General features: G+C 59.2%; 25 protein-coding genes and 2 tRNA genes. 12 read left to right on the plus strand and 15 right to left on the minus strand.

Annotated elements, in window-relative coordinates:
• The first annotated feature begins 242 nt into the window (after positions 1–242).
• Genes ACCD03_RS03195 through ACCD03_RS03225 form a run of 7 tightly spaced genes read left to right on the plus strand, consistent with a single transcriptional unit; the run spans position 243 to position 5,990 of the window.
• A complete protein-coding gene (locus tag ACCD03_RS03195) occupies positions 243–1,265 on the plus strand; it encodes a reverse transcriptase domain-containing protein (RefSeq protein WP_413410888.1) in 1,023 nt (340 codons plus the stop codon).
• Positions 1,265–1,786, plus strand: coding sequence for a hypothetical protein (locus ACCD03_RS03200; protein WP_413410809.1), 522 nt, complete (start codon positions 1,265–1,267; stop codon positions 1,784–1,786). Before ACCD03_RS03195 ends, ACCD03_RS03200 begins: the two co-directional genes overlap by 1 nt.
• A complete protein-coding gene (locus tag ACCD03_RS03205; RefSeq protein WP_413410810.1) occupies positions 1,783–3,648 on the plus strand; it encodes a DNA cytosine methyltransferase in 1,866 nt (621 codons plus the stop codon). Before ACCD03_RS03200 ends, ACCD03_RS03205 begins: the two co-directional genes overlap by 4 nt.
• Positions 3,645–4,394 carry a hypothetical protein gene (locus tag ACCD03_RS03210; protein WP_413410811.1) on the plus strand — a complete coding sequence of 250 codons (750 nt, stop codon included), beginning with the start codon at positions 3,645–3,647 and terminating at the stop codon, positions 4,392–4,394. The genes ACCD03_RS03205 and ACCD03_RS03210 overlap by 4 nt, the downstream gene beginning before the upstream one ends.
• The gene (locus ACCD03_RS03215) at positions 4,391–5,398 is read left to right on the plus strand and encodes a phage Gp37/Gp68 family protein (protein WP_413410812.1); all 1,008 of its coding nucleotides are present in this window, start codon (positions 4,391–4,393) and stop codon (positions 5,396–5,398) included. The genes ACCD03_RS03210 and ACCD03_RS03215 overlap by 4 nt, the downstream gene beginning before the upstream one ends.
• A complete protein-coding gene (locus tag ACCD03_RS03220) occupies positions 5,395–5,727 on the plus strand; it encodes a hypothetical protein (RefSeq protein WP_413410813.1) in 333 nt (110 codons plus the stop codon). Before ACCD03_RS03215 ends, ACCD03_RS03220 begins: the two co-directional genes overlap by 4 nt.
• On the plus strand, positions 5,724–5,990 hold the full coding sequence (locus ACCD03_RS03225; protein ID WP_413410814.1) for a DUF4031 domain-containing protein: 267 nt from the start codon (positions 5,724–5,726) through the stop codon (positions 5,988–5,990). Before ACCD03_RS03220 ends, ACCD03_RS03225 begins: the two co-directional genes overlap by 4 nt.
• Positions 5,991–5,995: 5 nt before the next feature.
• On the opposite strand, the gene ACCD03_RS03230 is transcribed toward ACCD03_RS03225, so the two are convergent.
• On the minus strand, positions 5,996–6,235 hold the full coding sequence (locus ACCD03_RS03230) for a hypothetical protein (RefSeq protein WP_413410815.1): 240 nt from the start codon (positions 6,233–6,235) through the stop codon (positions 5,996–5,998).
• A 32-nt stretch (positions 6,236–6,267) separates the two neighbouring features.
• Here ACCD03_RS03230 and ACCD03_RS03235 point away from each other — a divergent pair, with 32 nt between their 5' ends.
• The 3 genes from ACCD03_RS03235 (at position 6,268) to ACCD03_RS03245 (ending at position 7,958) form a co-directional block, all read left to right on the plus strand.
• Positions 6,268–6,582 (plus strand): hypothetical protein, encoded by a 315-nt coding sequence (locus ACCD03_RS03235; protein WP_413410816.1) that lies wholly within the window; start codon positions 6,268–6,270, stop codon positions 6,580–6,582.
• A complete protein-coding gene (locus ACCD03_RS03240; protein ID WP_413410817.1) occupies positions 6,545–7,618 on the plus strand; it encodes a tyrosine-type recombinase/integrase in 1,074 nt (357 codons plus the stop codon). Before ACCD03_RS03235 ends, ACCD03_RS03240 begins: the two co-directional genes overlap by 38 nt.
• Positions 7,619–7,867: 249 nt before the next feature.
• Positions 7,868–7,958: transfer RNA gene (locus tag ACCD03_RS03245), tRNA-Leu, on the plus strand.
• A gap of 42 nt (positions 7,959–8,000) precedes the next feature.
• On the opposite strand, the gene ACCD03_RS03250 is transcribed toward ACCD03_RS03245, so the two are convergent.
• Both ACCD03_RS03250 and ACCD03_RS03255 read right to left on the minus strand, forming a co-directional pair.
• On the minus strand, positions 8,001–8,735 hold the full coding sequence (locus ACCD03_RS03250) for a DUF899 domain-containing protein (RefSeq protein ID WP_413410818.1): 735 nt from the start codon (positions 8,733–8,735) through the stop codon (positions 8,001–8,003).
• Between the two features lie 149 nt (positions 8,736–8,884).
• Positions 8,885–9,988, minus strand: a complete 1,104-nt coding sequence (locus ACCD03_RS03255; RefSeq protein ID WP_413410819.1) for a YeiH family protein — start codon at positions 9,986–9,988, stop codon at positions 8,885–8,887.
• Between the two features lie 92 nt (positions 9,989–10,080).
• Here ACCD03_RS03255 and ACCD03_RS03260 point away from each other — a divergent pair, with 92 nt between their 5' ends.
• On the plus strand, positions 10,081–11,007 hold the full coding sequence (locus ACCD03_RS03260) for a LysR family transcriptional regulator (RefSeq protein ID WP_413410820.1): 927 nt from the start codon (positions 10,081–10,083) through the stop codon (positions 11,005–11,007).
• Between the two features lie 39 nt (positions 11,008–11,046).
• Positions 11,047–11,122, plus strand: a tRNA-Lys gene (locus ACCD03_RS03265).
• Positions 11,123–11,167: 45 nt separating this feature from the next.
• Here the strand turns inward: ACCD03_RS03265 and ACCD03_RS03270 are convergent.
• The 12 genes from ACCD03_RS03270 to ACCD03_RS03325 form a co-directional block, all read right to left on the minus strand.
• Positions 11,168–12,139 (minus strand): tyrosine-type recombinase/integrase, encoded by a 972-nt coding sequence (locus tag ACCD03_RS03270; RefSeq protein WP_413410821.1) that lies wholly within the window; start codon positions 12,137–12,139, stop codon positions 11,168–11,170.
• A 510-nt stretch (positions 12,140–12,649) separates the two neighbouring features.
• Positions 12,650–12,826: a hypothetical protein gene (locus ACCD03_RS03275; protein ID WP_413410822.1), complete on the minus strand. Its 177-nt coding sequence runs from the start codon at positions 12,824–12,826 to the stop codon at positions 12,650–12,652.
• A gap of 3 nt (positions 12,827–12,829) precedes the next feature.
• Positions 12,830–13,111, minus strand: coding sequence for a hypothetical protein (locus ACCD03_RS03280; RefSeq protein WP_413410823.1), 282 nt, complete (start codon positions 13,109–13,111; stop codon positions 12,830–12,832).
• On the minus strand, positions 13,098–13,409 hold the full coding sequence (locus tag ACCD03_RS03285; RefSeq protein ID WP_413410824.1) for a hypothetical protein: 312 nt from the start codon (positions 13,407–13,409) through the stop codon (positions 13,098–13,100). Before ACCD03_RS03285 ends, ACCD03_RS03280 begins: the two co-directional genes overlap by 14 nt.
• On the minus strand, positions 13,402–13,674 hold the full coding sequence (locus ACCD03_RS03290; RefSeq protein WP_413410825.1) for a hypothetical protein: 273 nt from the start codon (positions 13,672–13,674) through the stop codon (positions 13,402–13,404). The genes ACCD03_RS03285 and ACCD03_RS03290 overlap by 8 nt, the downstream gene beginning before the upstream one ends.
• A 1-nt stretch (position 13,675) precedes the next feature.
• Entirely contained in the window at positions 13,676–13,978 is a 303-nt protein-coding gene (locus tag ACCD03_RS03295) for a hypothetical protein (protein ID WP_413410826.1), read from the minus strand.
• 50 nt (positions 13,979–14,028) lie between these two features.
• On the minus strand, positions 14,029–14,274 hold the full coding sequence (locus ACCD03_RS03300) for a helix-turn-helix domain-containing protein (RefSeq protein WP_413410827.1): 246 nt from the start codon (positions 14,272–14,274) through the stop codon (positions 14,029–14,031).
• Positions 14,275–14,727: 453 nt separating this feature from the next.
• On the minus strand, positions 14,728–15,072 hold the full coding sequence (locus ACCD03_RS03305; protein WP_413410828.1) for a hypothetical protein: 345 nt from the start codon (positions 15,070–15,072) through the stop codon (positions 14,728–14,730).
• Positions 15,073–15,124: 52 nt separating this feature from the next.
• Entirely contained in the window at positions 15,125–15,529 is a 405-nt protein-coding gene (locus ACCD03_RS03310) for a recombination protein NinB (protein ID WP_413410829.1), read from the minus strand.
• A gap of 2 nt (positions 15,530–15,531) precedes the next feature.
• Positions 15,532–15,963 (minus strand): single-stranded DNA-binding protein, encoded by a 432-nt coding sequence (ssb, locus tag ACCD03_RS03315; RefSeq protein ID WP_413410830.1) that lies wholly within the window; start codon positions 15,961–15,963, stop codon positions 15,532–15,534.
• 9 nt (positions 15,964–15,972) lie between these two features.
• Complete coding sequence (locus ACCD03_RS03320; RefSeq protein WP_413410831.1) at positions 15,973–16,581, minus strand: lambda exonuclease family protein; 609 nt, start codon at positions 16,579–16,581, stop codon at positions 15,973–15,975.
• Positions 16,565–17,356, minus strand: coding sequence for a hypothetical protein (locus tag ACCD03_RS03325; RefSeq protein WP_413410832.1), 792 nt, complete (start codon positions 17,354–17,356; stop codon positions 16,565–16,567). The genes ACCD03_RS03320 and ACCD03_RS03325 overlap by 17 nt, the downstream gene beginning before the upstream one ends.
• Positions 17,357–17,390 lie beyond the last annotated feature (34 nt).

Below are 17,390 nucleotides of genomic sequence, written 5' to 3' on the forward strand. Positions count from 1 at the left end.
GCGCAGTTTCCTCGCTGAGCAATCGGCGAGGCGACGTAGATAGCACGACACATCCGGCTGGGCTTGGTATCAGAACTTCAACAACGGCAACCAGAACAACAACCAACAGAACAACGAGTTCCGCGCCCGTGCCGTCCGCAGATTGGAAATGGAATGCCGCGTTCTCGTTCGCCGAGCTGGTCGAAGCCTATTTCGACTGCCGGCGCACGAAACGCAACAGCGCAAGCGCTCTGTCGTTCGAAATCGATATGGAGCGCAACCTGCGTCGCCTGTTCGACGAGCTGACCTGCGGAAGCTATATGCCCGGGCGCTCGAAGTGCTTTGTCATCGACCGTCCGAAGCATCGCGAAGTATGGGCTGCGGAGTTTCGCGACCGCATCGTGCACCACTTGCTTTACAACCACATCGGCCCACGCTTCGAGCGGTCGTTCATCGTTGACTCGTGCGCATGTATCAAGGGCCGCGGCACGCTGTACGCCGCCCAGCGCCTGGAAATGAAGGTGCGGTCAGTCACACAGAACTGGTCGCGCCCCGCGCACTACCTCAAGTGTGATTTGGCCAACTTCTTCGTCAGCATCGACAAGCGTGTCCTGCTCGATCTGCTGCGGGCGAAGATTCAGGAGCCGTTCTGGCGTGACCTGACCGATCTCGTGCTGATGCACGATCCACGGGAAGACTTCGTCTACCACGGCGATCCAGCGATGATCGCTCGCGTGCCGCCCCACAAACGCCTGATGGAGCAACCGGCACACCTGGGCCTCCCCATCGGCAACCTGTCTTCGCAGTTCTTCGCGAACGTCTATCTCAACGAGCTGGATCAGTTCGTGAAGCACGAACTGCGCTGCCACCATTACATCCGCTACGTGGATGACTTTGTGTTGCTGCACGAATCACCGCAATGGCTTAACGACGCCCACGCTGCCATCGACGCCTTTTTGCCGGCACGCCTTCGCGCGCGCCTCAACCCCAGCAAGACCATCCTGCAGCCGGTTGCCCGTGGCATCGACTTCGTCGGCCAGGTAATCCGGCCGTGGGTGAGGCACACCCGCAAGAGGACGCTGCGCAGCGGCATCCAACGCATGCATGAAATGCCGGCCGCTGACCTCTATCAAGCCGCCAACAGCTACTTCGGTCTGCTGCGTCAAGCCACCGGAAGCCATACCGAGCGGGCAAAGCTCGCCAACGTCGCCCTTCAACGTGGGCATGCGGTAAATCGCCAGCTCACAAAGATCTATCGCCGCTCCCGGCAAGGAGAAAATTCTTAATGCTGACACGTCAAGTTCAAGGCGCCTTCGAGGCGGCTTATGAGAAAGCGGCCGCGTCCAGCCAGCCCGATGACTGGATGAATGCAGCTTTGCTCGGCAAACAGTTCTCGAATGCGGTCACGACGTTGCTCTGTTCCCCCGCAACTGCATGGGAGTGCGCAAACCCAAAGGATGCAAGACATCCGATGGCATTTGTCACGACGAAGCGCCCGACCATGGAGCACTACACCGAACAAGGCTGGACGGTGACGCCGCTTTTCCTGTGCCCTTCCCCTGAATTGGTTGCGGTTCTGACCAACATCGAGCGAGTGCGAGCATTCGAAGCGGTGGGGCAGCACCAAACTACGACGGATTGCGCCTGGACTTACGACGAGCACGATTTCAAGTACGACAGCGCATGCGGCGAAGCATGGTGCTTCATCGACGGTGGCCCTCAAGACAATAACGTGCGCTTCTGCCAAGGATGCGGAGGCCGGGTCGTGCTGGCTGCGCCCGCGAAGCAGCAGGAGGTAGATCGATGATCCGCGACCAGTTCCTGCTCGACATCCAAGAAGAGCTGATCGTCGACAACTTCGCTGGCGGTGGCGGCGCCAGCTGCGGCATTGAGCTTGCGCTCGGCCGACATGTTGACATTGCTATCAATCATGACCCTGAAGCCATCGCGATGCACACGGCGAACCATCCCCAGACTCAACATTTCTGCGAGTCGGTTTGGGACGTAGACCCACTGGCAATCACCCGTGGGCGCCCTGTCGGACTCGGGTGGTTCAGCCCTGACTGCAAGCACTTCAGCAAGGCCAAGGGCGGAACGCCGGTCAGCCGTGACATCCGTGGCCTCGCCTGGATTGAGTTGCGGTGGGCGCTGCTGACGCGCCCGCGCGTCATGATCCTGGAGAACGTCGAAGAGTTCACTACTTGGGGGCCGGTTATCGAGGTGGTACCCGGCCGCTGGAAGCCAGACCCCGCACGAAAGGGCGAGACCTTTAAAGGCCTCATTAGCATGCTGTCGACCGGCATTTCGCCGGAACATCCAGCGTTTGCTGAGGCTTGCGAATTCCTGAAGCTTGAGCGCGATCACCCTCTGGCGCAACGCCTCATCGACGGACTGGGCTATGCAGTCGAATACCGCCAGCTGCGCGGCCGGGACTATGGCACACCCACCATCCGGAAGCGCCTGTTCAAGATTTCGCGGTGCGACGGCAATCCGATTGTGTGGCCTGCCCCATCGCACGGCCATCCCGACAGTGCCGCCGTGAAGGCAAAGGTGCTCAAGCCATATCGCACGGCTGCTGAATGCATTGATTTCTCGATTGACGCAACGAGCATTTTTGATCGCCCGCGGCCGCTGGTGACAAATACGTTGCGCCGTGTTGCCAAAGGCCTTTGGCGGCACGTGCTGACCAACCCGAAGCCATACATTGTCAAGCATGGAGACGAGCAGTACTCAAGCGCCCCATTCCTGAACGAGCACGCCAATGCCAGCAACGACCGAACGATGTCTGTTGCGGATCCGCTGGCCACCTTGTGTGCCCAGGTGAAGGGCGGCCACTTCTCTCTGGTCGCGCCAATGCTTGTGCCGCTACGTGGGACCAGCGAGTCCCATCTCGGCGCGCACAGCATCGAACGTTCCTTGTCGACCGTGTCCGCTGGCGGGACTCATCACGCGTTGGTGGCCGCCCACTTGGTCACCATCGGCTATGGCGAGCGGAAAGGACAAGCTGCTCGGGCGCAGACCGTCGTGAACCCGCTTGGAACCGTGGTGGCAGCAAACAAGCATGCCCTTGTCACGTCGTTCTTCGAGCAGGCAAATGGTGGCTTCTATGACGGCGACGGCTTCCCGGCGGATGGGCAGATGTCAACGATCGCCTCAAAGGGCGCGAATCAACGGCTGGTTTCCGCCTACCTGGTGAAGTACTACAGCTCTGGAGGCCAATGGCAGGACCTTGACGAAGCAATGCACACACTGCCCACAAAGGGCAGGATGGGACTCGTCCAGACCGTGCAAGTTCGAGGTGACCTGCTATCACCGGATCATCTCGCACGCGCGCGGAAATGCGCTGCCTTGTTGCGCGAGCACCTGCCGGAGCATTTCAAGGGCGACGCTGACCTGGTGCTGATGAGCTATGGGGGCTTCCTTTGGGTGATGGTCGACATCACTCTTCGGATGCTCAAGGCTCGCGAGCTGTACCCGGCTCAAGGGTTCCCCGCGCGCTACGTAATCGCACCGGTCGTCAATGGTCGACAGTTATCAGAGCAGGCGCAGATTCGCATGTGCGGCAACGCCGTCAACCCTCAGCTCGCCCAGGTGCTCGCCTGGGCCAACGTACCCGAGATGGCCAGTTGGTCAGCTCTGGAATCCAAATCAATGGGAGTTGCAGCATGACCAACCATAAGGAACGGCCGATCCTGTTCTCGGGCGCCATGGTGCGATCCATTCTTGATGGCCGAAAGACCCAGACACGCCGCCTGTTCAAGACCCACGCTTTCGACGCAAAGAAGGTCAATAGCCTCGATCTGATTCATGTTGTGTGGGGTGCCGAAGCGGGATTCATTTCCTGTAAACAGCCTGTCGATACAGCATGGGCGGGCTTCAACTTCGGGGGGTCCTCAGGCGGCTACTTCCCGTGTCCCTATGGGCAGCCAGGCGACCGTCTCTGGGTGCGCGAGACAGCTCGCTGCGCATTCAAAAGCGAACAGCCTCCCGACAATAGAGGGTGTATCGGCGTCGAATATCAGGCCGGCGGCTCGATGATGCGGGATTACGCGCTGGATCGTCCCAACGAGTTCCCTTGGTTCCCGAATCGCTCTCACAACGTGGATGGGTCTATGCGCTGGGCACCGGCAATCCATGTGCCCCGTTGGGCAAGCCGAATCCTGCTGGAAATCACAGATGTGCGCATCGAGCGCCTGAACGATTGCAGTTCGGAGGACGCGATCGCCGAGGGTATTAGCCCCTACAAGCACGGCTGGGAACGGCGCCATCCAGACCCGAACGACACATCGCATAGTGGTGCGACGGCTGATCCGCAGCTCGCCTACAAAGGGCTCTGGGAAAGCATCAACGGTACCGGTTCATGGGATGCCAACCCGTGGGTATGGGTTGTGGAGTTCCGGAGGGTCGAGGCATGAGCGAGAACAGCAAAATCGAGTGGACCGACCACACCTTCAACCCGTGGGAAGGCTGCCAGAAAGTCGGGCCCGGCTGCGACCACTGCTATGCCGAGACGCGCAATGCACGCTTCTCCGGCGGCACAGCCGTGAACTGGGGCCCAGACGCACCGCGTCGACGCACCAGCATCGCCAACTGGCGCAAACCCTTGGCATGGGACAGGCAAGCCGGCGAGTTCTATGCGAAACACCTCCGGCGTCAGCGCGTCTTTTGTGCAAGCCTGGCCGACATTTTCGACAACCAAGTCCCCATTCAGTGGCTTGTCGATTTCTTACGCGTATGCGCCGCTACACCGAACCTCGACAAGCTGGTTCTCACGAAACGCATAGGGAACGTGACATCGCGACTGGCAGAAGCTCTTTCGTATGTCGGTTGCCAAAAGGGATGCGCCTCGGACCCGATGCTGCGCTGGATCGGGGACTGGTTGGACGGTGACCATGCGCCGACAGACATTTGGTTGGGCGCCACCGTCGTCAACCAGGCAGAGGCCGATCGGGACGTTCCCAAGCTGCTTTGTACGCCCGCATCTGTTCGGTTTCTCTCAATGGAGCCACTTCTTGGTCCTGTAGACCTCACACGTATCAAGCTCAAAGACGCTGAACATCCTGAACTCGGCCAACCGCCCATCAGGATCAATGCCCTACGTGGCTGGTATGGAGGGGCAGGCAATCCCGCTCGATTGGACTGGGTAATAGTCGGGGGCGAAAGCGGGCCGGGGGCGCGTCCAATGCATCCGGACTGGGCCATCAGTCTGTGCGGCCAGTGTGCATCTCACGATGTCCCATTTCTTTTCAAACAATGGGGCGAATGGGTTCCGATGATGGGTCATGTAGAAGGCGTGACCGTTACCGGTCAGAAGTTTACACATGCAGATGGAACGATCATGGGGCGCGCTGGCAAGAAGGCAGCAGGCCGTCTCCTCGCCGGCCTACGGTATGACGGTTTCCCGGAGGGGGCGGTATGACCAAGCAAACCTATGGGGCCCTATGCGATCTGGCCGAGCAGCACGGCGTGGTCATGACTGAGGAGGTTCGCTCGTTCGTGCGCGCGGTGGAGCAGGCAGACGCGGATCGTGGCCCTCACGCTGGCCTGGTGGAAGCGCTGATGCAGGCGTGCATGAAGTTGCCAATCGGATACAACATCAATCTGGATGTCGAAACGGGTTGGGCAGGCGTCCAGATGATTGGCCCCGGCGGCGATGGTGTCGACTACGACGATGGCGAAACTTCGCTAACCGACCAGGTGCTAGCGGCCACTGGAGACGCAATCGACGCAGCGGGGCGGGAAGCATGACCGTCTACGTCGATGACATGGCTGCGCCATATGGGCGAATGGTGATGTTTCACATGGTGGCCGACACCGATGATGAACTGCATGCGATGGCCGACAAGATCGGCGTCGCGCGTCGCTGGCACCAGAAGGCCGGTACGGTGCACAGCCACTACGACATCTGTAAGGCGAAACGCGCACAAGCCGTACGCTGCGGCGCGATCGAAGTAGACCGCGCCGGCCTGGTGGCCGTGATCAAACGAAAGCGCGCACAGGAGGCAGCGTGACCAGCCTAAATGTCGTATCGCGCTTGCAAGTCAAGCATGAAGGCAAGCAATACCTCACCACACTCAACTTGGTCATGGTCAGAGCCGGATCGTCGCAAATGGCCGGTCGTCCAATTTGCCCCGTGAGTTCGCGCCGGATCGTTTGCGATGCTGGTAATCCGCAGATTCCGACAGGCGTCCAAAGACGCCATGTGGTCGTTGATCAGGGACAGCAGTTTGTCCTTCTCGATGACTTCACGCGCCATATCAGCCTCCCGGCAATTTCAGGAATCCTAGCATGACGCATATCCCGCTTCCGTTCCTGACCGACTCCGAAATTTTGGAGATCGTCAAACCCTTGCAGCAGCCGGCGGCAATCGTGCGTTGGTTCCGCGACCATGGATATGTGTGCCGCGTCAAACCCAACCGCATGCCGCTAATATCGCGCTCGCATTTCGAGCAGGTATCCGGATGTGCAACCGCTGCAAACGACGCGCGGTCTGATTCGAATTCAAGCCCGATGGGCGGTCAACCTGACGCGGCGGCCCTGCTCGCCCGCTTCCAGAAGAAGAACAATGGTGCGAACTCGGAAAAGCAATCCGTTCGGGCTTGACGCGCGCAGGCATGCCCGCCTGTACTTCAAGCATGGGGCGTTTTACTACGCTCATCGGAACGGTCATTGGGAGAAGCTCGGCACAGATCTGGCCGTTGCAAAGCGAAAGGCCGAGCATTACAACGACCCGGACAACACATTCGGGCTGATGGCCTATTTCTTGGACGAGTTCGTTCTCCACTGCGAGCGGCGCACTCGACTCCCGCGAGATAAAGGCGGGATGGCCGTGCGCACCTATGAAGACTACAAACGCGACGTTGAGCCGCTGAAAGCCTTCTTCGGAAAGATGGTTCCCACCGCGATTGAGCCGCCCCACATCGGGAAGTATCTTGACCTTGGCGTCGAGATGGATAGGGCTGTGCGCGCCAACCGCGAGAAGGCCTGCCTTTCTGCCTGCTTTACCTGGCTCATCCGTAAGGGAGAAGCTGGCGTGAAGCTCAACCCATGTTTGGGTGTGCGCAGAAACCCCGAGACGCCTCGCGAGCGCTATGTTGAACACGCCGAATATCACGCCGTCGGACGGGTGGCCGTAAAGCAGGTGCGCGGGCTCATGGCGCTTATCTATCGGACGCTGCAGCGCCCCGAGGACATCATCGGGTGGACGCCGGCGAACGTGATTCTGAAGCGCGAGCCGGATGGCAGTCACCGGAAGATCATCCGCAACGATCAGGGGAAGACAGGGAAGATTGTCGACATTGCGATCACCCCCGAGATCGACGCCATCCTGAAGGACTTAAAGATGGACGGGGCCAGCACGGGGCCAGGTATGACCCTCGTCCACACCCGCAGCGGCCACCCATACACGTATGACGGCCTGTGCGCGATGCTGCGCCGGTACATCAAAAAGGCCAAGGTCGACGGATTCGGGTTTTACGACCTGAAGGGCAAAGGCGCGACCGATATGTGGCTCGCTGGCGTCCCCTTGGAACAGATCCAAGTGCTGTGCGGACACGAGTCGGTCAAGACGACTGAGATCTACGTCAAGTGTCGTTGGCGTGGTACAGTGCAGCCCAATTCCGTGCCCTTGGCCGTCTAATACAAGAGCGGTGAGCACGATAGAATGCGGGTTTCCGGGTAGCAAAAAAGCGATTCATATTGGACAGCGAGCACCCCGGATTTCCAGTAATGGCGTGGGTTTCCGGGCCGTTCGAACATGGGACTGTTAATCCGTAGGTCCCTGGTTCGAGCCCAGGTCGGGGAGCCAAAATAACAAAACGCCTCGCTTCGTGCGGGGCGTTTTCATTTTCGGCATCGGTCTCGTGTATTGTCTTGCACCGTCGCCCCAGCCCGAGTGGTGAAATTGGTAGACACCGCGGACTTAAAATCCGCTGCGCCCTAATCGGCGCGTGCCGGTTCGATCCCGGCCTCGGGCACCAATCCTTTCTTCGCCTCCCCTCCCTTCTTTCCGCTCCAGCGCCTTACGATGCGCAGCACGCGTGCGCCTTCGGTGCATCTTCGTATTCATCGTGCCGGCGCACCCATGACAAGGGGCCCGTCTCGTTACGGCCGAGCGGCGCGCGATCGAGCAGTAACAGCGTACCAACCATGTCTTCCAAACCCCGCGCATACGTCGAGTACGTGTGGAAGACATCGCCCGCCTCGTCCTTGTAAAACGCGCTCAATCCGGGCAGCTCGTCATGGGCTTCTTCGCGGGGCGTAGCGGTGTAGTTGTAGTCGACCGAGCCGCTAGCGAGTTCGTCTTGCGCGAAGCTCACGCGATAGTCGTGATTGAACGTCGTGTCGAACGACGAGACCCACGGGAATTGCCAGCCCATGCGCTTCTTGTAAGCCGCGATTTTGTCCATTGGCGCGCGAGACACGGCGACGAACGTCACGTCATGGTGGTTCAAATGCGAGAGCATTCCGCCAACATGATCAGAGAAGAAGGAGCACCCTGGGCAGCCCGCATCCCAGTCGGGCCCGAACATGAAGTGGTAGACCACCAACTGGCTACGGCCGTCGAACAGCTCGGCCAGCGTCTTCCCGCCTTCCGATGTGTCAAATACGTATTCCGTATCGACCTTGACCCAGGGCAGCGCCAGACGCTCGGCGTTGACGGCGTCGCGCAGGTGGATAGCCTCTTTCTCGCGCGCCAGCAACGCTCGGCGTTTGATGAGCCATTCGTCTCTTGAAACTACGGGATGCGTTTGCATGATTGCCCCTCTGTCCTAAGACTCAGGACTTCATACTAGGCGGCCTTACTCGAATGAAAAGCCGCGGCGCGCAAGTCGCCAACCGGATGCGACTTGCGCGCCATGGAAGAGAATCAGCCGTCTCTGCACACGCAAACTCAAGTGCCGGATCAGCCCACCAGCCAGCGCACGCCCATGTTGATGAGCGCGCCGCCGCCCACCAGCCCGACCCACAGCACAGCGGCGCACAGCAGCGGGCGCACACCGGACTTCAGCAGCATCGGTACATGCGTTTGCGTGCCGATGGCAAACATCGCGCAGGCCAGCATGGCGGTGTCGACGGCGTCGATGGGGGCATGCCATGCGGCGGGGATCGCACCGGCGGAATTCAGCAGCGTCACGATCAGCAGCCCAACCGCAAACCAGGGCATCGCTTTCCATGCGTGGCCGGCGGCTTTGCGAAGCGAATTCTCAGGAGACGTCGAAGCGGGCCCCTCAGCTTCACCGGGTGTTGTGCACGCAAGCACCACAAGCAACGGGGCCAGCGCCAGCACACGCACCATCTTGCTGACGACCGCCGCGTTGGTGGCGTCGTCGCCCAGCGGACGCGCCGCGGCAATCACCTGGGCGACCTCGTGCATCGTCGAACCGATGTAGACGCCAAAGTGCTCTGGCGTGATGGCCACACCGGCATGCGTAACAAGCGCGTACAGCCACGGATACAGAAAGATGCCGATCGTGCCGAACAGCACCACGCTGGCGATCGCCACGGCCGTTTCGCGCGGGGATGCCTTCACCGCTGGCGCAACGGCCAGCACAGCCGCCGCCCCACATACCGCACTGCCCGCCGCCACCAGCACGGCTTGTGAGCGCGTGAGGCGAAACCAACGCGTGCCGATCCACGTGCCGGCCAGCATCGTCGCTGCCAATACCACCAGCGGAATCACCACACCCGAAGTACCGAGATCCTGGATCTGCGCCAGCGTCAGCCGGGCGCCGTAAAGAATCACGCCAGCGCGCAGCAGTGTATGGCGCGCAAACTGGATTGCCCCTGGCGTCAGCCAACGCTGGTGCCCCGGTACATGACCGACAGCCATGCCGAGCAGGATGGCAAGCGTGAGCGCACTCAAGCCAAGATGCCCAGCCCACGGCATGGCCCCGAGCGCCACCGCAATCCCCGCACACCCGAACAACACCGCCACGCTGGCGAGCGTTCGCCCGTCAAATCCCGCTGAAACGCCCTGGGGTGCCAACTGTTTCTGTGCAATCGTCATCACATTCGCCTTGCTTATTCGCTATACGCATAACGATATGCGGGCCGTGATAACATGTAAAACAGGTAATTTTCGTAATTCCAACCACTTTTATGGATAACAAAGCGCCTCGCGTCACCCTTCGGCAATGGGCCGTTTTCGCAGCCATCGCACGCAGTGAGACAACCACCGCGGCCGGCGAAGCTCTTGGCCTGTCGCAATCGGCCGTCAGCGCAGCGCTGGCGGAGCTGGAATCCACACTCGGACATCCGCTATTTGACCGGCATGCGCGCCGTCTGCATCTGAATGCGCTGGGCCGACAGCTTCTGCCGCAAGCGCAGGCGCTGCTTGATCACGCCGATGCGCTGGAACACGCAACCGCCCAGCCAAACGTGCGCCTGAAGCTCGCGGCTAGCAGCACGATCGGCAACTACGTGCTGCCCGCCCTGCTGGCGGGCTTCCGGCACGAGATCGCACCCGACAGCCAGCTCGACGTGCTAATCGGCAATACGCAGGACGTGGTCGATGCCGTGCAGCGTTTCGAGGTCGACATCGGCCTGATTGAAGGCACCTGCCGCGGCGAGGCACTGGAGATCGAAACGTGGATCGACGATGAGATGGTGATCGTGGCCGCGCCCGGGCACCCGCTCACCCAAGGAACAGGGCCTGTCTCACACGCAGCGCTGCGCGAAGCGGGCTGGCTGATGCGCGAACCCGGCTCAGGCACGCGCGAACTGATCGACAGCCGCATCGCTTCAGTGGTCGGGCCGCTGCATGTGGCGCTCGAACTTGGCCACTCCGAAGCCATCCAACGCACGGTCGCAGCCGGCTACGGCATCAGTTGCCTGTCGCGTCACGTGGTGGCCGATGCGTTGCGCGATGGCCGCCTGGTCGAGGTCAACAGCGGCCTGCCGCGCATCGCCCGGCCGCTGCTGATCGTGCGCCATCGCGACAAGCATCCGACGCACGGACTCACGCAATTCATCGACGTGCTACGCGGTCACACAACCGATTCGAAAAAAATTCGCGCAAAGGACTAGCGCGATCCGAAAAAGGTTGATATAGTCTCGTTTCTTCGCGGGGCGTTAGCTCAGTTGGTAGAGCAGCGGACTCTTAATCCGTAGGTCGAGTGTTCGAGTCACTCACGCCCCACCAGTATTCATAAGGCTCCATGGGAAACCGTGAGGCCTTTTGTCTTTCCTAGGTGTGTGTTTTTTTGCCTATCCTCCCCACCGCCTGGGCCAGCTTGTTGGTAACAAGGTGCGCGTAACGTGCTGTTGACTTCGCATCCTTGTGGCCCAAAACAGCCCCCACCGTGTACAGATCAACGTCCTGATTGATCATTTCTGAAGCCGCTCCGTGCCGCAAATCGTGGAACCGGAGATGCTCAAGACCGGCCTTCTTGCGAGCCTTCTCGTAGTGCCAGGCGAAGTGGTCACCGTCAATCGTAAATCGCACCTTGCGGGCGAGTACAGCGATCTTTGGATGAATGGGCACGATGCGCGGTAGGCCGTTCTTTGTCTTCGATAGAGAAAAGCCCTTCTTCGTCACCTTGGCCCTCAAGATCTCCGAGCGGCGCATTCCAGAGTAGAAGGCGATCCGCACTGCCGCCCTAACCTGTCGATCCTCGCACTCCATGGCAATGCGCAACATATCCCTGCGCTGGGGGTATATGTGCCTGGCATTGCTGACCTGCGGAATGACCATGCGTCGCGTCTGATCTACTTCGATTTCTTCGACTTTGTAGGCCCATTTGATCGCCGCCCGGATGTATGCCATCACATTACGGATGGACCCATCTGTAAGCCCATCGGCTCGCAGCGCCTTTGCAAAGTCCAGCGACCATTTGTGCAGTTCATCCGTATATCGGTCGTGATACAGCGGACGCCACTTCTCCATGATCTTGGACCTCTTCTCCAGGTCTTTCCATCCGGCTCCCTTGTCGCGGAAATGAATCTCCACGCATTCTCCGATGGTTGTGCGCACTTTCTGCGTACCCTCGGCTATTCGGTAGATTTCCGCTTCCCACTTTGCGGCTAGCTTGTCGGCGTCTGCCTGGCTAAGGCCAATAGGGAGCGTCTTGGTTTTTCTGATCCGCTGACCCGCAATGACGCGCTCGAAAGTCCACCGTAGGCGTTTCTTTCCAGCTTTGGTAAAGGTTTCGACTGGCATTTGTCTAGGTACGCATAGAGTGAGTCAACTTCGTACACGTGCGTCTTTCTTGTCAACTTGTACCGCTTGATGGTTTCGTCCTTCAGGCGACTGATCTGGTGCGCCGGGATGCCTAGGATCGCGGCAGCTTCTTTCGCTCCGACTCTCAAACCACACCTCCCGCGTCTTGGCTAGGATTTTTGCTAGGACTGCTTCCATATCATCCGAAGACTGAGCCGATCAGGCCGTCAATCTCGTTCTGCCAACCGGGCGAGTAACACGGTTGCATTGGGTTATAAATCACTGCTATGGGACAGCGTGCCCGAAACGCTGTTACCCAATCCACAGGTACAGCCATGTTTTGCATTGGGTGGGTGCAGTCGACAAACACGAAATTTTCTCCGCATCTCCATCCTCGCCGCACATGGTCATTTACCACGGCATCAACCTCAAGAAAGTGAGGCGGCGGCATCAATTCCCAATCTGTTTCCATGCTCGTCTCCAATATCCTGCTCAGGGCTGATTGTTGGGTCATGGCATGACCTGCCACAACCAAGCAGCAATGCCCGCAATCAGAAGGACGCTACTTACACTCAAAACGGCTAACCCCAAAAGCATCAGGCCAAATGCGCCTTTGAAATCCCACCGGTCAGTAATCTGCAGGGCGCCGATGGAGAACATCAGCAACACAAATCCGATTGCGGTCACTTTTCACCCCTCCCCACCAGTGTCCTTGGTTGTTGGCGCGCTCTTGAGCTTTCTGAGAATCAGCCGCACAAGTCGCTCATGTACGCGGCGCAGGCGCTCGTCTTCGGTCCAGTGATAGCCTGGGTCAAAGCAAAACCCGTTTTCGTATGCTGGCTTTTCGGTCGGATATTTGCGGGCAAGCATCCGATTCGCTTCGGCATTTGCTGCGCCTCTAGCCGTGAGATATGCGCGGCCACGAGACGGTGAGACGTACACAACGCGCGGCTGCATCTCAATCATCGGCATCCCGCCCTCCCGCATCTGCCAGTGCTGCCGCTGCGCGGACTATTGCGCGGCGGGTGGCGGCGTATTTGTCCTGCTGAAATCCTTCGGCTAGGACCAATTGCCCGACCACTAGACACAGATCGGTGATATTCAGCTTTACCGCCAGCCGCAGCGCGTCGCCGTCATCGGTGAGCGGGTTCCACTGAGAGGGGTAGTAGAGTCCGTTCAGATCTTTGTACATCGCAATGCAATCTTCCCCGAACTTGAACTCATGCCCAGCCGCCTTAGCAGCCCGCTCCAACAGCTCACGATCAACCATGGCTATCCCCTCCCTGCGCTGCCGATGCTGCGGCTCGCTTCTCACGCCATGCGCCAATGAACCCAAGGTTCTTGCCGCACTGCTGGCAATAGGCGTCGCACGCCTGAGTTTCGTAAACATTGCCATCGTGTTTGCAGCGCGCCTGCCTAATCCATGAGGGAATTTGGATCAGGATGCCGACAACAACCGCGAACAGGATAATTCCCAGCGCAATGCCGAACTCCACCAGGGCTTTGCTGATCCAGAACATGAGATAGCTGCCCATGTCACGCCCCTCCCTGCGCTGCCGGTGTGGGCGCGGCGGCGAGCAGGCTCAGCACATACCGGAGTGCTCGATGAGCGCCCGGCGTTAAGTTGATCTCTGGATCAGTTAGCACAAGCCGAACTTCAGCGCGGATTTTATCGGCTAAGCTCTCCCCCATCCCCGCCCGCTGGCCGGACTGGGCGGCGAGCCGCGTCTGCAATTGCTTCTGGATGCGAAGGCTTTCATCGCCGGATGGCTTTGAGTCGATGCCGCGATACGTGGCGACGTTGAACTCGGCAACGGCGTCAGCGTATTGCTCGATCAACGTCCACAGTTCCGGCTCATCCCCCACCGGCTCGGCCTGCTGCTGGGCGGCTACCGTTTCGGCAGACGGAAGCTCACATGCACTTCGTATCCCAACGCTGCCGCAATCGCTGTGATGCTCGTGCTGGTCAGCGTCTGTTTGCCCGCTTCGATGTTCGTGATGCTGGTGCGCTCCAGATTTGAGCGGCGAGCCAGTTCCGCTTGCGTCATTCCGCGCAGCTTCCGAAGCGCCTTGATGGTAGGGCCGAGATTGTTCATGAGCGACAGCGTTCTTGAATGCTTGATCGTGCGTGACATAGCCACCGGTCTTGCTCGGCTTGGCCACAGTCGCGGCGCTGACGCGAGTGAGGAGGGCGCGCACGACGCGATAGAACGTGCCGCTATCAATGTCGTAGCCGTGCTCTTGTGCGATGGCGTAAATATCGCGGTCGCTCAACGTCTGCGCCGCTTCTGGTGCGGGGTGGGTGAAGACAGGTTCAACATGCCAGCCAAGTCCTGTGAAGGATTCTCCTTGGTCCACATATACCCAAGGCTGATCCTCGGCAGCACGTACGCGCCAAGCCACCGGCCCCGCATCAGCCTGCGCGCGCAGGGCGGTTTCGATAGCGCCACGCACTTCGTTGAACGCGCCTTCGCAAGCGTCCGCATACCCCATCTCATCTTGCCGATCGAGGGATATGCCTTTGGCGCCGTCATTGATCTTCTGCATACGCTCAACGGCAGCAATCACCTCTCGCACTTTTTCGTTACTCAGCATGTCTTCTTCTCCTGTTCGCGGGCGGCGTCTATTGCTTCATCAAAGTGTTGTGCTACAGAACCGCGCATCGGGTCTTTAACAGGTAGAGGAAGTTGCAAAAAGAATTCGCAGCGTGCCGGGGCAACTCGGGTTGCGCAGACACTTCCCTGCAGATAGCGATACCTCTCCGCGTCCTCCACCATCGGCGCCAAGTGTTGGTAGCAGGCGAGGAAGCCGCGCCAAGTCGCTTCCACATGCGAATGCACATACTCTGGGCGCCCCCATGAGTCTTTGTGCATCGATACGTCAAGATGTCGATGTTCGGCCTCGAACACTTCTCTGATCGTCTTCTCGTCCATGTCATTGCTCCCGTGCGCGCAGCAGTTCGTTGTTCTTGTCCATGTCTTCCCCTCAGTCTCTGAATTCAATGCCGAAGTTTTGCGCGGCGTGCGATTCGATAGCGGTCAAAAAATCAGCAAACTCTTGCTTATTCAGCGTCGTTGTCGAAATTCCCCGCTCGATCCGTCGCCCGTCAGGAAGCTCGATTTCTTCCGTGCCTATGAAGCGCGAGCGGTAGAACTCTTTCCAAGCCTCCATCTCGTAGCGGCGCCCGTTCAGGTAAGCGTTCTGCGAAATCTCGTTCAGCATCGCGTGCAGGCGCTTGTTCTGGTCTAGGCTGCGCTTCGCGTGGTACTCGGACACGTCTACGGCTAGGGGCTTGCCAAGGTTTGCCATAGGCAGCCACCCCTTGAGCACGCCCCACAGACGTTGTGCATCGCGCTCAGTACGCAGGACGATGGATTGAGCGGCGGCCATGGTCAGAAGGGGATCGAATCGTCCATATCGTCGTGACCGCCACTCCCTTCGCGGGTCTGGCGATATGCTTTACCGCCATCCCCCTTGTTTTGCTGATCCTCGGACTTGCCCCCGAGCATCTGCATCTGCTCGGCAACGATCTCGGTGCTGTACTGCTTCTGGCCGTCTTTTTCCCACTGACGCGTTTTCAGTTTGCCTTCGATGTAGACCGGCGAGCCTTTCTTCAGGTACTGGCCTGCGATTTCTGCCAGCTTTCCGAAGAAGGCAATGCGGTGCCATTCGGTGGCTTCCTTCATTTCGCCGCTGGCCTTGTCCTTGTAGCGGTCGGTAGTTGCCACGCGAATGTTGGTGACAGCGTCGCCGCTGGGCATGTAACGCGTTTCAGGATCGGCGCCGAGATTGCCGACGATGATGACTTTGTTGACGGATGCCATTTCTGTTCCTTACGCTGCGATTTTTTGGAGTGCGGTAACTTCTGCTGCGACTTCTTCAAGGAAGCGCTCAATCTCAAACGACAGTGCCTTGATGTACTGTTCGTCCCTCGGGATGCGCTGCACGAACATCTGAAGTTTCTCGGGCATGCGCGGGTCATAGCTCACGAAGTCGCACCATTCCCGCCCTGCGATCCACATTTGCCCTTGTACCTGCGGCATGTGCTCAAACGGCATGTGCTGCGTCTTGAGCGTTTCAATATGCGTTGCCGAAACTGGGCACTTGATTTCGATCAGGCCGTCAGCGCCAATCAAGCCATCAGGCGAGCATCCAGCCATCAGCGTTTCGTGCTGGATAAATCCGATCTCTTGCACATCCACGCCGCGATCAGCCATGTAGGCAATCCGCGCGAAAGGCTCTTGCTCGGTGCCCCACTGCATAGCCGCGTTGCTGTATCCCTCCTGGCGATTCCCAGTAAGGCGCTCGATCACCAACTGCGCGCGGTAGTTGCGCCGGTCTGCTGCCTCGCCGGTCTTGATCTTCGCCAGTACCTTGCCAAAGTTGCTTGCAGTAGCGCGGCCCAGGCGAGCCGCATACCATTCGTCAGTCCGCTGTTCCATTGCCGGCCTCGCTCAGTTCCTTTTGGCGAACTTGGAAGTACGGCAGATACTTCTTGCGCTCGTCCGCCTTCAGCGTATTCATGATCTTCGCCAGGTCCTGCACAGACTTGGCTTCCTTCATGGCCGGGTGCTCAATCGGATTTCCTGGCTGCACGGGGTTTCCGTCATCGTCAGCAGCGGGCCGCAACTCTTCCGGCAGGTCTTCAATGTCCTGCGTGAATATGTCGGAAGCGCCGAGCGCGGTCAGCGTGAAGTCGATCTGTGCGCGCTTCTTCGCCATCTTCAGAACCGTATTCGCAAGGTCGGCGGGCTCGGTACGTACCTGTTTGATCTGCATGAAGTCATATCGGCGCTGGCCCTTGTTCCATACCTTCTGGAACTTCACGCGCTTGCGCGATTCCGGGTAGAAGTCGAACTCTTCTTCGCAGACAGCCGTGCGCCACTTGTACTTTTCTTCTCCGGTGGAGCACTCCCCGATGCCTTCGCCAACAGCGGTACCGGTCGGCTGATGAAAGCCAATGGCCTTGACGCGGTAACGAATGCAATCGCTGTCGGACAGGTCTTCAATCTCCAGGCGCAGACCCATATGGAACGTGGTCAGCAAGACCTCAGAACCGGCCTTATAGAGCGTCGGCTTCTGCGTCCCAGGGATCGTCCCGAAATGCGTTCCGTCCTTCATGACGGCGCCCATGACCTTTTGCACGGCGTTGATGCGTTCCCGCATCTGGTCCGCTGACATGAGCTGCATTTGCGGCAACTCTGCGATTGCGTTCATCTCTATTTTCCTCGTACCAGTTCAATACTTCTGC

Origin of the sequence: Ralstonia sp. Ralssp135, from assembly GCF_047304345.1 — a bacterium.
In the GTDB taxonomy this organism is placed as follows: domain Bacteria; phylum Pseudomonadota; class Gammaproteobacteria; order Burkholderiales; family Burkholderiaceae; genus Ralstonia; species Ralstonia chuxiongensis.

Coding starts and splice junctions, on each gene's coding strand:
- ACCD03_RS03200 (WP_413410809.1), top strand. CDS start 1,265: ATGCTGACACGTCAAGTTCAAGGCGCCTTCGAGGCGGCTTATGAGAAA.
- ACCD03_RS03205 (WP_413410810.1), top strand. CDS start 1,783: ATGATCCGCGACCAGTTCCTGCTCGACATCCAAGAAGAGCTGATCGTC.
- ACCD03_RS03210 (WP_413410811.1), top strand. CDS start 3,645: ATGACCAACCATAAGGAACGGCCGATCCTGTTCTCGGGCGCCATGGTG.
- ACCD03_RS03215 (WP_413410812.1), top strand. CDS start 4,391: ATGAGCGAGAACAGCAAAATCGAGTGGACCGACCACACCTTCAACCCG.
- ACCD03_RS03220 (WP_413410813.1), top strand. CDS start 5,395: ATGACCAAGCAAACCTATGGGGCCCTATGCGATCTGGCCGAGCAGCAC.
- ACCD03_RS03225 (WP_413410814.1), top strand. CDS start 5,724: ATGACCGTCTACGTCGATGACATGGCTGCGCCATATGGGCGAATGGTG.
- ACCD03_RS03230 (WP_413410815.1), bottom strand. CDS start 6,235: ATGGCGCGTGAAGTCATCGAGAAGGACAAACTGCTGTCCCTGATCAAC.
- ACCD03_RS03235 (WP_413410816.1), top strand. CDS start 6,268: ATGACGCATATCCCGCTTCCGTTCCTGACCGACTCCGAAATTTTGGAG.
- ACCD03_RS03240 (WP_413410817.1), top strand. CDS start 6,545: ATGGTGCGAACTCGGAAAAGCAATCCGTTCGGGCTTGACGCGCGCAGG.
- ACCD03_RS03250 (WP_413410818.1), bottom strand. CDS start 8,735: ATGCAAACGCATCCCGTAGTTTCAAGAGACGAATGGCTCATCAAACGC.
- ACCD03_RS03255 (WP_413410819.1), bottom strand. CDS start 9,988: ATGACGATTGCACAGAAACAGTTGGCACCCCAGGGCGTTTCAGCGGGA.
- ACCD03_RS03260 (WP_413410820.1), top strand. CDS start 10,081: ATGGATAACAAAGCGCCTCGCGTCACCCTTCGGCAATGGGCCGTTTTC.
- ACCD03_RS03270 (WP_413410821.1), bottom strand. CDS start 12,139: ATGCCAGTCGAAACCTTTACCAAAGCTGGAAAGAAACGCCTACGGTGG.
- ACCD03_RS03280 (WP_413410823.1), bottom strand. CDS start 13,111: ATGCCGATGATTGAGATGCAGCCGCGCGTTGTGTACGTCTCACCGTCT.
- ACCD03_RS03285 (WP_413410824.1), bottom strand. CDS start 13,409: ATGGTTGATCGTGAGCTGTTGGAGCGGGCTGCTAAGGCGGCTGGGCAT.
- ACCD03_RS03290 (WP_413410825.1), bottom strand. CDS start 13,674: ATGGGCAGCTATCTCATGTTCTGGATCAGCAAAGCCCTGGTGGAGTTC.
- ACCD03_RS03300 (WP_413410827.1), bottom strand. CDS start 14,274: ATGTCACGCACGATCAAGCATTCAAGAACGCTGTCGCTCATGAACAAT.
- ACCD03_RS03305 (WP_413410828.1), bottom strand. CDS start 15,072: ATGGACGAGAAGACGATCAGAGAAGTGTTCGAGGCCGAACATCGACAT.
- ACCD03_RS03310 (WP_413410829.1), bottom strand. CDS start 15,529: ATGGCCGCCGCTCAATCCATCGTCCTGCGTACTGAGCGCGATGCACAA.
- ssb (WP_413410830.1), bottom strand. CDS start 15,963: ATGGCATCCGTCAACAAAGTCATCATCGTCGGCAATCTCGGCGCCGAT.
- ACCD03_RS03320 (WP_413410831.1), bottom strand. CDS start 16,581: ATGGAACAGCGGACTGACGAATGGTATGCGGCTCGCCTGGGCCGCGCT.
- ACCD03_RS03325 (WP_413410832.1), bottom strand. CDS start 17,356: ATGAACGCAATCGCAGAGTTGCCGCAAATGCAGCTCATGTCAGCGGAC.